At 45.3% G+C, this 13,519-nt stretch carries 13 protein-coding genes; 9 read left to right on the top strand and 4 right to left on the bottom strand.

The window, feature by feature from the left end; all coding sequences use genetic code 11:
• Window positions 1-126: 126 nt before the first annotated feature.
• The 3 genes from RT084_RS09500 to parC are packed head-to-tail and all read right to left on the bottom strand — an operon-like array spanning window position 127 to window position 2,946.
• Entirely contained in the window at window positions 127-396 is a 270-nt protein-coding gene (locus RT084_RS09500) for a hypothetical protein (RefSeq protein WP_312385919.1), read from the bottom strand.
• Window positions 383-697, bottom strand: coding sequence for a BrnT family toxin (locus RT084_RS09495; protein WP_312385921.1), 315 nt, complete (start codon window positions 695-697; stop codon window positions 383-385). The genes RT084_RS09500 and RT084_RS09495 overlap by 14 nt, the downstream gene beginning before the upstream one ends.
• Window positions 697-2,946, bottom strand: coding sequence for a DNA topoisomerase IV subunit A (parC, locus tag RT084_RS09490; protein WP_312385923.1), 2,250 nt, complete (start codon window positions 2,944-2,946; stop codon window positions 697-699). The genes RT084_RS09495 and parC overlap by 1 nt, the downstream gene beginning before the upstream one ends.
• 454 nt (window positions 2,947-3,400) lie before the next feature.
• Between parC and RT084_RS09485 the strand changes: the two genes are divergently transcribed.
• The 5 genes from RT084_RS09485 to RT084_RS09465 all read left to right on the top strand — a co-directional run bounded on the left by RT084_RS09485 (window position 3,401) and on the right by RT084_RS09465 (window position 9,224).
• Window positions 3,401-5,215, top strand: a complete 1,815-nt coding sequence (locus RT084_RS09485; RefSeq protein WP_312385925.1) for an AMP-binding protein — start codon at window positions 3,401-3,403, stop codon at window positions 5,213-5,215.
• Window positions 5,216-5,340: 125 nt separating this feature from the next.
• Complete coding sequence (locus RT084_RS09480) at window positions 5,341-7,077, top strand: AMP-binding protein (RefSeq protein WP_312385926.1); 1,737 nt, start codon at window positions 5,341-5,343, stop codon at window positions 7,075-7,077.
• A 132-nt stretch (window positions 7,078-7,209) separates the two neighbouring features.
• On the top strand, window positions 7,210-7,926 hold the full coding sequence (gene rph, locus RT084_RS09475) for a ribonuclease PH (RefSeq protein ID WP_312385927.1): 717 nt from the start codon (window positions 7,210-7,212) through the stop codon (window positions 7,924-7,926).
• A 73-nt stretch (window positions 7,927-7,999) separates the two neighbouring features.
• Entirely contained in the window at window positions 8,000-8,482 is a 483-nt protein-coding gene (locus tag RT084_RS09470; RefSeq protein WP_312385928.1) for a hypothetical protein, read from the top strand.
• Window positions 8,483-8,660: 178 nt separating this feature from the next.
• On the top strand, window positions 8,661-9,224 hold the full coding sequence (locus RT084_RS09465) for a c-type cytochrome (RefSeq protein WP_312385929.1): 564 nt from the start codon (window positions 8,661-8,663) through the stop codon (window positions 9,222-9,224).
• Between the two features lie 57 nt (window positions 9,225-9,281).
• On the opposite strand, the gene RT084_RS09460 is transcribed toward RT084_RS09465, so the two are convergent.
• Window positions 9,282-10,016 carry an elongation factor P hydroxylase gene (locus RT084_RS09460; RefSeq protein ID WP_312385930.1) on the bottom strand — a complete coding sequence of 245 codons (735 nt, stop codon included), beginning with the start codon at window positions 10,014-10,016 and terminating at the stop codon, window positions 9,282-9,284.
• A 210-nt stretch (window positions 10,017-10,226) separates the two neighbouring features.
• Between RT084_RS09460 and RT084_RS09455 the strand changes: the two genes are divergently transcribed.
• The 4 genes from RT084_RS09455 (at window position 10,227) to fabG (ending at window position 13,481) form a co-directional block, all read left to right on the top strand.
• The gene (locus RT084_RS09455) at window positions 10,227-10,859 is read left to right on the top strand and encodes a YceD family protein (protein ID WP_312385931.1); all 633 of its coding nucleotides are present in this window, start codon (window positions 10,227-10,229) and stop codon (window positions 10,857-10,859) included.
• Between the two features lie 246 nt (window positions 10,860-11,105).
• Window positions 11,106-11,291: a 50S ribosomal protein L32 gene (gene rpmF, locus RT084_RS09450; protein WP_007115626.1), complete on the top strand. Its 186-nt coding sequence runs from the start codon at window positions 11,106-11,108 to the stop codon at window positions 11,289-11,291.
• Between the two features lie 496 nt (window positions 11,292-11,787).
• A complete protein-coding gene (gene fabD, locus RT084_RS09445; RefSeq protein ID WP_312385374.1) occupies window positions 11,788-12,735 on the top strand; it encodes an ACP S-malonyltransferase in 948 nt (315 codons plus the stop codon).
• 17 nt (window positions 12,736-12,752) lie between these two features.
• Window positions 12,753-13,481, top strand: a complete 729-nt coding sequence (gene fabG, locus RT084_RS09440) for a 3-oxoacyl-ACP reductase FabG (protein ID WP_312385367.1) — start codon at window positions 12,753-12,755, stop codon at window positions 13,479-13,481.
• Window positions 13,482-13,519 lie beyond the last annotated feature (38 nt).

The following is a 13,519-nucleotide window of genomic DNA, read 5'->3' as shown; positions in this document are numbered from 1 at the left end:
CCAGTGAAATCAAAATTTCTCTACACCATCCACCTTTTAACACCCTTTTGGTAAGAGTGCTCCGCGTCTATCGCGCACGCCCATAAAGTTGGCAATGTCCAAAGCCTTTAATGCAACTGTTATACGCTAAACAGTGTTAAATTGTTTAACATAAGACTGCATCAACTGATTAATCACCTCATTCATACTCAAGCGTTGGCTTTCGCAGACTTTAGCAAAGTCTTCAACCAAATGCTTATCTGACTCAATGGTTAAGGCTTCCAAATCGCCCCAATCATCACTGGTATCAATCTCACTATCGGGCATTGCTTTCAACCGAGTAAGCATCGCTTTTTGCTCAGCAGTTAAGGCAGGTGGTCGTTCCCCTTTTTTAAATGTCATACTAACGGTAGCCATAGTATTCTCTCTCTTCTTGTTTGGTTGCTTTGCGGGCAGTAATTATCCTTACAACCTCAGTATTTTTATCATCATAATGGGTCAAATGCCCCACAAAAACAACCACACAACCATCAATCATACCCAAAGTACGCCAACGCTGTTCACCATCGACAATTTGATGTCTTTCACTAAAACCCTGTTCGTCAAAGAACGCATAAATCGCTAATTCAAAGGATAATCCATGTTTGGTTTGATTACTAGTATTTTTACTAATGTCCCATTCAAAGCGAATATAGTCAAAATCTAATTGTTTATCCATTAGATTTTTTGAACCCCACTCACCTTTTGAAACCCTTTTGGCAAGAGTGCGCCGCGTCGACCGCGTGTACCCATAAAATTGGCAATATCCATCGGTTTGAGCGTCAAGGTGCGTTTACCACTGTCCAATGACAAACTATCCCCTTCGCTAAAGGTGGTGATGGCGACCACACTGTCACCGTCTTTTAAATCAATCAGCTTATTGCCTTTGCCTTTTTTCATCATCGGTAACTCAGTCAATGGATATACCAGCAAATGCCCTGCCGAGCTGACCACGCCAACTAGCGTATCTTGCTCACCAATTTGGTGGGTTATTAAACTATAGGCGTCATCAAAATTAATCACGTTTTTGCCCGCTTTTTGGTTGGTATCAAGATCAGCAAAAGTGTTGATAAAGCCATAGCCTTGTGAGCTTGCCATGATGAGCTTACTGTCATCTTGTCCCATCAGCACATTGACAAAACTTGCTCCGCCCGTAGGTTTTAGCAGGCTGGTAAGCGGCTCGCCTTGCCCCCGCGCGGAGGGTAAGGTATGGGCATCGAGGCGATAGCTGCGACCGGTGTTATCCATGAGATAGACTTTTTCATTGGATTTGCCTTGCGCATGGGCAAGATAGGCATCGCCCGAACGGTAATTCATATTGGCGGCATCGACATCGTGACCTTTGGCGGAGCGAATCCAGCCTGATTTTGACACGATGACTGTCACAGGCTCGCTGGGGGCTAGGTCAGTTTCTTTAAGCGCGGTGGCTTCCGTGCGTTCTACAATCGGTGATTGGCGTTTGTCGCCATGCTCTTTCATATCGGCAGTGAGCTCTTCAATCATTAAGCCAGTCAATTTATCTGGGTTGTTCAAGTATGCTTCGATTTGGGCTTTTTCTGCTTCTAGGTCACTTTGTTCACGTTTGAGCTCAATTTCTTCAAGGCGCGCCAGTTGACGCAGACGAATGTCCAAAATTGCGTTGGCTTGGATTTCGGTCAAATCATAGCGGGTCATCAATTCTGCTTTTGGGTCGTCTTCCTCACGGATGATACGGATCACTTCATCAATATGCAGATAGGCAATCAGCAAACCTGCCAAGATATGCAGGCGCTGCTCGATTTTATCCAAGCGGTATTGTAGACGGCGCGTGACGGTATCTCGGCGCACAGAGAGCCATTCGGTAAGAATGTTCAGCAGTGATTTGACTTGGGGTTTGCCATTGGTGCCAATCATGTTGAGATTAACTCGGTAATTACTCTCAAGGTCGGTACTGGCAAACAAATGGCTCATCATCGGCTCGATATCAACACGGTTAGAGCGCAGCTCAAGCACGATACGGCAAGCGTTTTGGTGGTCGGATTCGTCATGGATGTCAGTTACCCAAGGCAGTTTTTTGGCATTAATTAAATTGGCAATTTGCTCAATGATTTTATTGCCGGATATTTGATAGGGTAGCGCATCGATGATGACTAAGTTTTTTTCTTTGTCATCGACATGATAAGTAGCGCGCATTTTGTAGCTACCACGACCCGTTGTATATAGCTGTAGCAAATCCTCAGGCGAGGTGATGATTTCTGCTTTGGTCGGCAAATCGGGTGCAGGGATGTACTTTGCCAGCTCTTTTTCCGTCATCGTGGGTTTTTTAAGCAGCGCAATGCAGCCTTTGACCACTTCAGACAAGTTATGTGGCGGTATATCGGTTGCCATACCGACCGCAATGCCCGTTGTGCCGTTGAGCAAGATGTTCGGTAGACGGGCAGGCAAGGTGACGGGTTCTTGCAAGGTGCCGTCAAAATTGTCTTGCCAATCGACCGTGCCTTGACCAAGCTCGTTTAGCAAAGTATTGGCATAAGCCGATAGCTTGGCTTCGGTATAGCGCATCGCAGCGAAGGATTTTGGGTCATCGGGCGAGCCGAAGTTGCCTTGACCGCTAATGAGTGGATAACGGTAGCTAAACGGCTGACTCATCAATACCATGGCTTCATAACAGGCGGAGTCGCCATGCGGATGGTATTTACCAATGACGTCACCGATAGTGCGCGCTGATTTTTTGGGTTTGGCAGTATTTTTGAGCCCAAGCTCGCTCATCGCATACACGATACGGCGCTGCACAGGCTTGAGTCCATCCGCAATGTGTGGCAATGCCCGATCCATGATGACGTACATCGCATAGTTCAAATACGCGTTTTCGGTAAATTCAGCGACTGAGCGAGTGGGGTTGTTCAAATCTTTTGGTTTGGTAGTTTTTGCTACAAGGGTATCAGACATAATGGTTACTTAATCAATGACAAAAAATAAAAGAAAGTGCAAAAGAAAGAAAGTTCAAAAGGGAGATAAGAAGTATGAGGAAATATCATAAAGCTTGAGAGTAGAAAAACAAGTGTTAATCCATGACATGGCAAATTTGCCCAGTTTTACACGTCAAACTGTGTCGCAAAAACGCCTTTTAAAGATAACTGGACACTGTAACCGCTTTAACGGTCAAATAAAGGATAACTATTTCGACGCGAAATCATTTTTATCATCCCATAAGTACAGAGAATAGGCTTGAGAATTAAGTAAATATTTAGTATGTTAATAGTACATTTGGCCGCGATTTTTAATATAATTTTTAGCAGTGGGATTGACCTTTTTATAAAAATTCTTTTAATTATCAATATGCTATTCGCTGATAGACCGCATACTTACTGATAGACGGTATACCTTAAGGAAATAACTTCTCATGAATGAATCAACCACCTCAGCTCAAACCCCTGACAACAATGCCCAAGACACTGCGCCTATCGATACTCCCATCGATACTCCCGTCGATAATAGGGAAGCGCAGCCCCATGCGCCAAAGCTTACCGATCATCATGAGAAACCTTGGTTAAAGACTTACCAGCATTACGGCATGAACTATAACATGCAAATGCCCGGTGACGAAGTCAGCCTAATAAATGTTTTTGAAAAGAATTTCGAACAATTCAATGATAGTGATGCATTTGTGTGCATGGGTAGTAGCTTGACCTATCGTCAGCTAGACACTTATAGCCGCCAAATCGCGGCGTATTTGCAGGGATTGGGTCTAAAAAAAGGCGATACCGTTGCGGTGATGATGCCAAATATCTTGCAATACCCAGTGTGTATGATTGGTATCATCCGCGCAGGTTTTATCTTGGTCAATGTCAATCCACTATACACCGCTCATGAATTAGCGCATCAGTTAGAAGACTCGCAAGCCAAAGCGTTATTTATCGTTGAAAACTTTGCCAAAACCTATCAAGATATCGGCAAAAAAATGGTTGATCACGTTATCGTCTGTTCAATCGGTGATTTGATGGGTACGTTCAAAGGTATGCTAGTCAATACCGTGGTCAAGTATGTCAAAAAAGCCATTCCAGCTTGGCAAATTGACGGGCATGTGACATTTAAGAGTGTAATCAAGCAAGCGTCTGCCAGTCGCTATCAGCGCCCAGAGGGTATCAAAGGCAGTGATGTTGCGGTACTACAGTACACGGGCGGCACCACAGGGGTTGCCAAAGGTGCGATGCTTACCCACAGCAACTTGGTATCCAATATGCTACAGTGCCAAGAGTTCGCCAGACAAGTATTCCCCAATCAAATGGTAGGTGAGTACGCCGTCATTGCCTTACCGCTTTACCATATTTTCTCATTTACCGCCTGTGCGTTACTAGGTATGAACATGGGCTTTACCGGTGTATTGATTCCAAACCCCCGCGACTTGGACAGTTTTGTCAAAGAACTAGCAAAATATAAGCCAGTATTTTTCCCAGCGGTGAACACATTATTTAATGGTTTGGCGCACCATACTGGTTTTCGGGCATTAGACCATAGCAAATTGCGTTTGTCGCTTGGCGGTGGTATGTCGGTATTGCCTTCAACCGCCGAAGAGTGGAAACGTATTACAGGTACCAATATTTTAGAAGGCTACGGCTTGTCCGAAACTTCACCCGTTGTCACCCTAAACCCCTTGACGCAAGAGAAATTTAGCGCCAAAATCGGTATCCCGCTGCCCAACACCGACATCAAGCTGCTCGATGACAACGGCAATGAAGTCGCAGCAGGTGAGCGTGGTGAGATTGCAGTTAAAGGTCCACAAGTGATGAAAGGCTATTGGCAGCGTCCTGAAGCCACTGCCGAAGTAATGACAGCAGATGGTTATTTCAAAACCGGTGACATCGCTGTCGTTGATGAGCAAGGCTATTTCAAAATCGTTGACCGTAAAAAAGACATGATTTTGGTATCAGGATTTAATGTCTATCCAAGCGAAGTTGAAGAAGTGCTAGCGGCACATCCTAAAGTGTTGGAAGTTGGGGTGATTGGGGTATCGAGCGAAAAAAGCGGTGAAGTGCCAAAAGCGTTTGTGGTACGTAAAGACCCAAGCCTCACCGAGCAAGAGTTGCTGCAATACGCGCGAAGCGAGTTGACGGGTTATAAACGTCCGCGTAAAGTTGAATTTGTGGATGAATTGCCAAAATCAAATGTTGGCAAAATCCTGCGCAAAGAACTGCGTAAACTTGAAGAAAAAAAGTAAGCTAATGCTTGTTGCCAAAACCCAGCTTTTCTATATCAGATTAGTTGGGTTTTTTATTGCAGCGCACCCGCCTAACCTTATAAAATTGGGAATACCAATCGGCTGTTACGGGTAATACTGAGTTTATGGATGACGCTATTTCACCAATCAATGAGCGCCCGATGCATGAGATGTATGAATGGGAAAAAAATCAGCAACCGTGGCTGATTAGCTACGAGCGCTATAACATTTGTAGTACCATCGATATGCCAGATGAACAAACGTCGCTGATTGACATCTTAGAAGCGGGGTTTGCCAAACATGCGCGGCAAGTGGCGTATTATTGCGATGATCAAGAGATTAGTTACGAGCAGCTAGATAAACTGAGTCTAAAAGTTGCCATTTATTTACAGCAGTTAGGGCTCAAGGTCGGTGACGCGGTTGGCGTGATGTTGCCCAATATTTTGCAATATCCTGTGATTACCCTTGGCGTCATCCGTGCTGGCATGGTACTGGTGAGTATGAATCCTTCCTACACCAGTCGCGAGCTTGAGCACCAAATGGATGATGCCGATATCAAGGCGTTGTTTATATTAGATAAATTTATTTATACCTATAAAGACATTGCCGATAACCTTAACCGCGATTTACATCATTTAATCATCTGTCGTTTGGGCGATTTAAAAAGTAAGCTCAAAGGCGCGTTAATCAATATGGTCTCAGCGACCACCGATTTGCCGCCCAAAGGTAATTGGATTTATTTTAGTCAGTTATTAGCGGGCGCTAGCAAGGCTTATGAGCGCCCAAATCTCACGTTATCGAATATCGTATTAATTCAATATACCGGTGGTACCACAGGGACGGCAAAAGGCGCGATGCTCAGTCATGGTAATGTGATTGCCAATTTGCTGCAAATCGATGCGTTGATTCGCAGCGCGTATGATGAAGAAGGGCAGGAAGATATTATTTTGGCATCGTTGCCGCTGTATCATGTATTTTCATTCACCATTTGCTGTGTTTTTATTTTATATCGTGGTTTTGCCTCAAGGCTCGTGCCCAATCCACGTGATATCAATGAACTGGTCAATACGCTAAGGCGTACACCGCCGCATTTTATTTTGGGGGTCAATACGCTATTTAGCGCCTTGATACAGCATCCTGAATTTCGAAGGCTCGATTTTTCCCAACTCAAAGCCACCATTGGCGGCGGCATGGCAATCCTACCCAGCGTTGCTAAAAAATGGCACACCATCACAGGGTTGCCGATTATCGAAGGGTATGGGCTCTCAGAAACCGCGCCTGTGATTACCTTTAATCCATTAACTATCGCAGAATTTACCAACAAAGTCGGGCTACCAACCCCTGCCACAGACATCATCTTATTGGATAACAATGACCAACCTGTGCGCATTGGTGAACGCGGCGAAATCGCCGTCAAAGGCCCGCAAGTGATGGTGGGGTATCGCAATATACCGGTTGAGACTGCTAATGCGTTTACCGCAACAGGCTATTTGCGCACAGGCGATATTGGCATCATTGATGAGCGCGGTTTTATCAAAATCGTTGACCGTAAAAAAGACATGATTGTGGTGTCAGGGTTTAATGTCTACCCAAATGAGATTGAGTCAGTGATGCTAGAGCATGCCGATGTACTCGAGTGTGTGGCGATTGGGGTACCAAGCGCGACGCGCGGCGAAGAGCCCAAAATATTCGTGGTCAGAAAACATAACCGTGTCACCGCTGAGCAACTACTGGCGTTTGGTAAACAGCACTTAAGTGGCTATAAACGCCCACGCTATGTCGAGTTTGTCGATAGTCTGCCCAAGTCCAATGTTGGTAAAATTTTACGTAAAGAGCTACGTAAGCGCGAAGGACTTGAATAGCAACCTGCTATGTTGCCGACGGAATTGTCTTGCTAAAACTGGGTTGGCAAGGTAGCATAAAACCACTGTAATTTTTGCCCATTGCTTAAAAACTATCTACCAAACCGTCAAGGCGGTCTTTTAGGGAATCTTATGCGTATCGATAATCGTGAAAACAACCAACTTCGCCCAATGAGTTTTGTGCGTAACTTTACCAAACATGCTGAAGGTGCCGTGTTGGTCAGCTATGGTGATACCAAAGTGCTATGTACCGCCAGTATCGAAACCCAAGTACCGCGCTGGCTCAAAGGCACAGGTAAAGGCTGGATTACCGCTGAATACGGTATGTTGCCACGCGCGACCCACGAGCGTACCCAACGCGAAGCCGCCAAAGGTAAACAATCAGGTCGTACCCAAGAGATTCAGCGGTTGATTGGTCGTAGCTTACGGGCGATGCTAGATCTTGAAAAGCTTGGGGAAAATACCATCCATATCGACTGTGACGTGCTGCAAGCCGATGGCGGTACCCGTACTGCCAGTATCACCGGTGCGGCTGTGGCATTGGTCGATGCGTTAGAAAAACTGCAAGCCGCCAAAAAACTCAAAGCCGATCCTTTGGTTGGCTTGGTAGCAGCGGTCTCTGTGGGCATCAAAAATGGTGAAGTACTCTTGGATTTGAACTATAGCGAAGACTCAAGCTGTGACACAGATCTTAACGTCGTGATGACGCAAAAAGGCGAGTTTATCGAGATCCAAGGCACGGCCGAAGAAAAACCTTTTACCCGTGCGCAAGTGGATGAGATGCTAGCGATTGCCGAAGAAGGCATCAAACAGCTGATTGCTGAACAACAAGCGGTGCTAGGTTGGTAAAACAGCCTAACAAAAAAGGCTAGGCTAGTAAGGGCGTAGGCGCTACGCCCTTTTAATTGTCATAGAGATTAGTATGTTAAAAGTCACCGAGACAGGCGTTACCATTGGTCTGCAAAGTCAAGCGGCGACACGCACCATGTTGACCCAAATACTTTGGGTGGGTATCGCAATTGCCGGGGTAGGGCTATTGATGGCATTTAAAATGCTCTCAGTTGCCAGCGGCTCGCTGATGATTTTACTAACCATTATTGCAAGTGTTGCGTGGCAATCATTCAACCGAAAAAAAGAGGTGGCGACTTTAGCAGGGGGTGAGCTGCGACTGACCCAACAGGGTTTTAGCCATCACCAAGGTGCTAAAGTCACAAGTTATCAATTATTGCCTAGCGATAGCATTGAGCCCACTACCGATGGGATGACCATCTACAATGCCGAAGGTCTAACCTTGTATCACATCACAGGTTTTCATGACCCTAAACATATCAAAATCGCCCAAGCCGTCCTACAAGGTAAGCCCATCAAAGCCCAAGGCAAAGCAATCAAACTACAAAGCACTTAATCAAAAAACCACACCCTATCTCACATAGTGGGTAGGCACAGTGGTTAGGCTTAGTTACCAAATCATAATAATTTTTTTGCCAATACTTGTTAAAATCCTTAGAGATGATTAATCCACACTCTGATAATAACATTCATTATTTAATTCATATAAACCAAAAACACGGAAGGAAGGGACGATGTCGACTGCATTAAAATTTGCCACCCCATTAATCGTTGCCATGGCGTTGGTAGGCTGTAATAAAAAAACAGAAACCACAACCACAACTACTGCTTCAGCGCCTGCTACCACAGTTACCGCTAGCGCCAATGGTGCAACGGCAACCGCTACGGTAAGTACCACAACGACGTCGACCACGGCAGTTGACCCTAACATGACGCCAGAAGACCACAAAAAAGCGCGTGAAAGAATCATGAAAGATTGGAAAAAAACCAATCAAACCATTGGTGCGATGGTCAAAGATCCAAGCAAATTTGATGCCGCGCAAGTCAAAGCCGCCGCCGACAAACTTAACCAAAATCCTTGGGTGCATTATCCAGAGACAGCCAAAGGCGGTGAAGCAAAAGATGAAATTTGGAGCGATGCTGCAGGGTTCCAACAGCACATTGATAAATTTAAAACCGCTGCCAGTGCCCTCAATGCCGCCGCTGCGACTGCAACCAGTGTTGATGGCATCAAAACCCAATTTGGCGATTTGGGCGCTAGCTGTAAATCCTGTCATGACAAATATAAAGAAGATTAAGTTTTTATCCCGCATAAAAAAGGCAGTCATTGAACACTGCCTTTTTTATTGGCTTAATTAACTTTGATAAAAACTAACTTTGATAAAATTATGATAGATATCAAACGAGGTCAATGGTAGCGGGCGCAGTTTGGTTAACTGGCTTAGCAAGAATTTGGCATCGGTTGACAGTTTTTGCCCCGTTTGCCAAAACTTCACCGCTTGGGCTTGGACATCGGCTTCAAAAGTGCTCTGACTGGTATCAAAATCGGCAAACAAATTATCTTTAGACACGCTAAAGGGTTTGTTGCAAGCCAGCGTCAATAAACATTCAATCGCCTGCGGCAGGATTTCTACTTGTTCGAACTGTTGCTGCTGCTGCTGATTACGTCCATCGGGCGCATACCAGTAGCCAAAATCATTGAGCAATCGGCGTTTTTGACCTGCCATACACCAATGGCTGATTTCATGCAAGGCACTGGCAAAAAATCCATGGGCGAACACAATTTTGGCAGGATCGGTATCGGTCGCGGCAAAATATTCAGGCTCATGCTCGCCTTTGACCAAAATCGTATCACGATAGCAAAACCACAGTTTGAACCAACCTATCAGCCATTGCACTTGTAATGCTTCCACCGATACCCATTGATAGTCAGTCAAAGGGCGATTTTTTGTCTTTGATATACTGGCGAGTACGGGCACAAAATTAACCTTTAATGCTAACTGCGCCCTTTGTTGGTCAATCACAGTGGTGTCCATATCATTGGCTAACACAGGCGCCACCGCGAATTGACTGACAAAAGGCAGCGTCATAAAGGGAAAAATAGCAAGGGTTTGTGGTGATATTTGTGCGGATATTGGCGATAGGTGTGTGAACATAGCAAAAGTAGGATTGATAAAAATGGCTATTATACAATTTAACAGCCCGCATCGACTAGGAAATCACGCCAACAACATGCTACCATGCAATGAACGTCAGTATGCTTTATACTACAACGCAACATAACTAACAGGAGCGGTGAAATGACGCTACATTCTTTATCAAACGTGCCATCACAATCATCGCAAGATGTACCAACAACTGCCCCATCCAAAACCGCCAATAATACCACCAGTGAGATTGGCGCCAGTGCCAGCTTGGTTAAGTTTATTGACTTGGCACGTTGGGAGTATAACAACGATAACCATTATCACTGGGAAGGCAAGGTGAGTCTCAAGGATTTACCACGTATCTATGCCTTGGGTGATGAACATCATGACAACGATCAGCCACTGGATGTGATACTAGATATTCAGAAAAAAGGGGACGTGGTATTTTGGCAACTACACACCACGGGCGTGCTTTGGCAAACCTGCCAGCGCTGCCTAGACCCCGTCGCAGTGAGTCTAGATGTCGATAGTGAGCTTGCGCTACTTGAAGATGAAAATCACGTCGCATTGCTTGATGAAGGCACAGAAATCATCCTGATTGATGAGCTAACGGATGACAATAAACTGTGGCTATTACCGATGATTGAAGATGAACTATTGGTGGATTTGCCATTAGCGCCCAAGCATGATGACTGCGAAATGGCAGTCACTGAGGTCGGCGAGTTGCCAGAGGCAGTGGCGGAAAAAGAAAATCCGTTTGCGGTACTGGCAAGCCTAAAAAGTTAATAACAACCACGTCATTAGATATGCCGTCCTACACGTAGTAACAAAAACTTGCCACTAAATGTCGGTTAAGGCTTTGCTAAATGGGTTTTTTTACGTATAATATGGCGTTTATAAATTTATCTGATTGTCTGTTCCAATAGTTTGCCTTATATCCATGCCAAATATCGATATCAAGTTGTTTGCATGATGATGTAATGAGGTTAAGGGAACGATGTTTTAATAGCGAGAAGCACAGGAGCTAACCTCATGGCTGTTCAACAAAACCGTAAAAGCCGTTCACGCCGTGATATGCGTCGTTCACACGACCGCATCACAATCAATGCTGTTGCTGTAGATGCAACAACTGGTGAAAAACACATCCGTCACCATGCGACCAAAGACGGTTTTTACCGTGGTCGTCAATTATTCAAAGTAGCAGCCGTTGCTGAATAATTAACGCAAAATGCAGGGCTTTGACGTAGCTTAGTATGCATTGGCTAAGCACCAAAAAGGCTGATGATAATTCATCAGCCTTTTTTTATTTGTTTTTGATGTAAAAATACCCGAAAGAAAAAACTAGAATTTTTTTTTCAATATGCCATAATAATCAGAGTACAATTGTACACATAAATTTACTGGCTTACTTTTACCTGCTGGCTCGATAGTAAGTTATATTATTGCCAGTTAAGTTTGATAAGCTTATAACGTCAATCCAAGCTGATGACCCATTTTGATTTTGCTGATAACTTTTGGTAAAGTAATCGACCAAAAAATCGCCTAAGCAAATTTTTTTGACCATGTTTTTTAGCGGTCTAGTAGACGCAATACAACATAAGCGGTACAACATAAGCAGTACAAGATAATAAGTTAGGACATTATGGATAACCCAATGCAAAGCCAAGCCAGCGCAAATCAACCAGCCACTTCATCCCAACACAATGCTGCATCTATGAAATATGCTGTGATTTTTCCAGGACAAGGCTCGCAGAGTGTGGGCATGCTACAAGATTGGGCAGCCCAGTATCCTACTGTCAAAGCAACGTTTGATGAAGCCTCAAAGGCGCTTGGGTTTGACTTGTGGGCGATATGCCAAGGGGCGTCAGGTGCCGCGTCTTTGGATGATACCGCGTATACCCAACCTGCACTATTGACCGCTAGTATGGCGATTTGGCGAGTGCTGCGTGATGAGCTTGATTTACAGCCGGCATATGTTGCAGGGCATTCACTGGGCGAATACAGTGCGCTGTGTGCCGCTGGGGTATTGAGTTTGGCAGATGCTGTAAAGCTGGTGCATCAACGCGGTCAGTATATGAGCGCCGCCATGCAATCACAAACAGGTAAAATGGCAGCGATTTTAGGTCTGCCCGATGAAGATGTACAACAAATATGTGAGGCTGTGGTAGCGGCGCATACGCAGGCAGTGGTCAGCCCAGCCAATTTTAATGCGCCAGGGCAAGTGGTGATTGCAGGTAATGTGGCAGGCGTGGATTTAGCGTCAGAGAAAATCGCTTCACTCGGTAAAAAAAGCATGCCGCTTAAAGTCAGTGTACCGTCACATTGCCAACTGATGACACCTGCCACCGATAAGCTTGCCGCAGAATTAGAAAACGTGACATTTAACCCACCCAGTATTCCGGTGATACAAAATCGCCATGCACGGGTAGAAACCGATGTCACTGCAATCAAACACGCCTTGATTGAGCAGCTCAATATGCCCGTGCTATGGTCGACTATTGAGAATAATTTAGCAGACGCACAAGTCACCTTACAAATCGAATGTGGAAGCGGTAGTGTGCTGACAGGACTAGCCAAACGCCAAGCGCAGAAAATTACCACACTAGCGACCGATACAGTGGCTAAACTAGACAATATAAAACAACAATTATCAGCCCAATAAAAAAACCAAGGAAGTATATGACTCAACGTATTGCATTAGTGACAGGCGCTAGCCGTGGGATTGGTCAAGCAATCGCCAAACGTCTGGCAAATGAAGGCTATCTTGTCATCGGCACTGCTACCAGTGAAGAAGGCGCAGCGGCAGTCAATGATTACCTACAGGAATTGGGTGGTGCAGGTCGCGTGCTCAATGTGCAAGATACCGAGCAAATCAACCAGTTATTTGATAGCATTGAAAAAGAATTTGGCAATGTGCAGGTGCTAGTCAACAATGCCGGCATTACCCAAGATGGTCTGCTCATGCGGATGGATGACAATGCCTGGGAGCGCGTGCTCGACGTGAATTTGACCTCGGTATTTCGTACCAGTAAACGCGCCATGAAAGGCATGATGAAAGCGCGGCAAGGTCGTATCATTAATATCACTTCCGTAGTCGCTGCGATGGGCAATGCCGGACAAACCAACTATACGGCAAGCAAAGCAGGCATTGAAGGGTTTACCCGCTCACTGGCTCGGGAGATTGCGTCACGCCAAATCACCGTCAACTGCGTGGCACCGGGCTTTATCGACACTGACATGACCAGCGAGCTTGATGAAGCATTGATTCAATCCATGCTTAATACCGTTCCGCTAGCCAGATTGGGCAAACCTGAAGACATCGCCGCTGCGGTAAATTTCTTGGCAAGTGAAGAAGCAGGTTATATTACCGGTACCGTGCTTGACGTCAATGGCGGCATGTACATGTAAATGGTTTAGCCTGCCAAACACCAACCTAACGAGCGTTA

Origin of the sequence: Moraxella sp. CTOTU48717, assembly GCF_032057165.1 — a bacterium.
Taxonomy (GTDB): Bacteria; Pseudomonadota; Gammaproteobacteria; order Pseudomonadales; family Moraxellaceae; genus Faucicola; species Faucicola tetraodonis.
This window is presented reverse-complemented; position numbering and strand designations above follow the sequence as displayed.

Excerpts from the sequence above, each read along its gene's own strand:
- RT084_RS09485 (WP_312385925.1), top strand. The coding sequence starts at position 3,401 with ATGAATGAATCAACCACCTCAGCTCAAACCCCTGACAACAATGCCCAA.
- RT084_RS09470 (WP_312385928.1), top strand. The coding sequence starts at position 8,000 with ATGTTAAAAGTCACCGAGACAGGCGTTACCATTGGTCTGCAAAGTCAA.
- fabG (WP_312385367.1), top strand. The coding sequence starts at position 12,753 with ATGACTCAACGTATTGCATTAGTGACAGGCGCTAGCCGTGGGATTGGT.
- RT084_RS09460 (WP_312385930.1), bottom strand. The coding sequence starts at position 10,016 with ATGACGCTGCCTTTTGTCAGTCAATTCGCGGTGGCGCCTGTGTTAGCC.
- RT084_RS09495 (WP_312385921.1), bottom strand. The coding sequence starts at position 697 with ATGGATAAACAATTAGATTTTGACTATATTCGCTTTGAATGGGACATT.
- RT084_RS09455 (WP_312385931.1), top strand. The coding sequence starts at position 10,227 with ATGACGCTACATTCTTTATCAAACGTGCCATCACAATCATCGCAAGAT.
- rph (WP_312385927.1), top strand. The coding sequence starts at position 7,210 with ATGCGTATCGATAATCGTGAAAACAACCAACTTCGCCCAATGAGTTTT.
- rpmF (WP_007115626.1), top strand. The coding sequence starts at position 11,106 with ATGGCTGTTCAACAAAACCGTAAAAGCCGTTCACGCCGTGATATGCGT.
- parC (WP_312385923.1), bottom strand. The coding sequence starts at position 2,946 with ATGTCTGATACCCTTGTAGCAAAAACTACCAAACCAAAAGATTTGAAC.
- RT084_RS09480 (WP_312385926.1), top strand. The coding sequence starts at position 5,341 with ATGGATGACGCTATTTCACCAATCAATGAGCGCCCGATGCATGAGATG.
- RT084_RS09465 (WP_312385929.1), top strand. The coding sequence starts at position 8,661 with ATGTCGACTGCATTAAAATTTGCCACCCCATTAATCGTTGCCATGGCG.
- fabD (WP_312385374.1), top strand. The coding sequence starts at position 11,788 with ATGAAATATGCTGTGATTTTTCCAGGACAAGGCTCGCAGAGTGTGGGC.
- RT084_RS09500 (WP_312385919.1), bottom strand. The coding sequence starts at position 396 with ATGGCTACCGTTAGTATGACATTTAAAAAAGGGGAACGACCACCTGCC.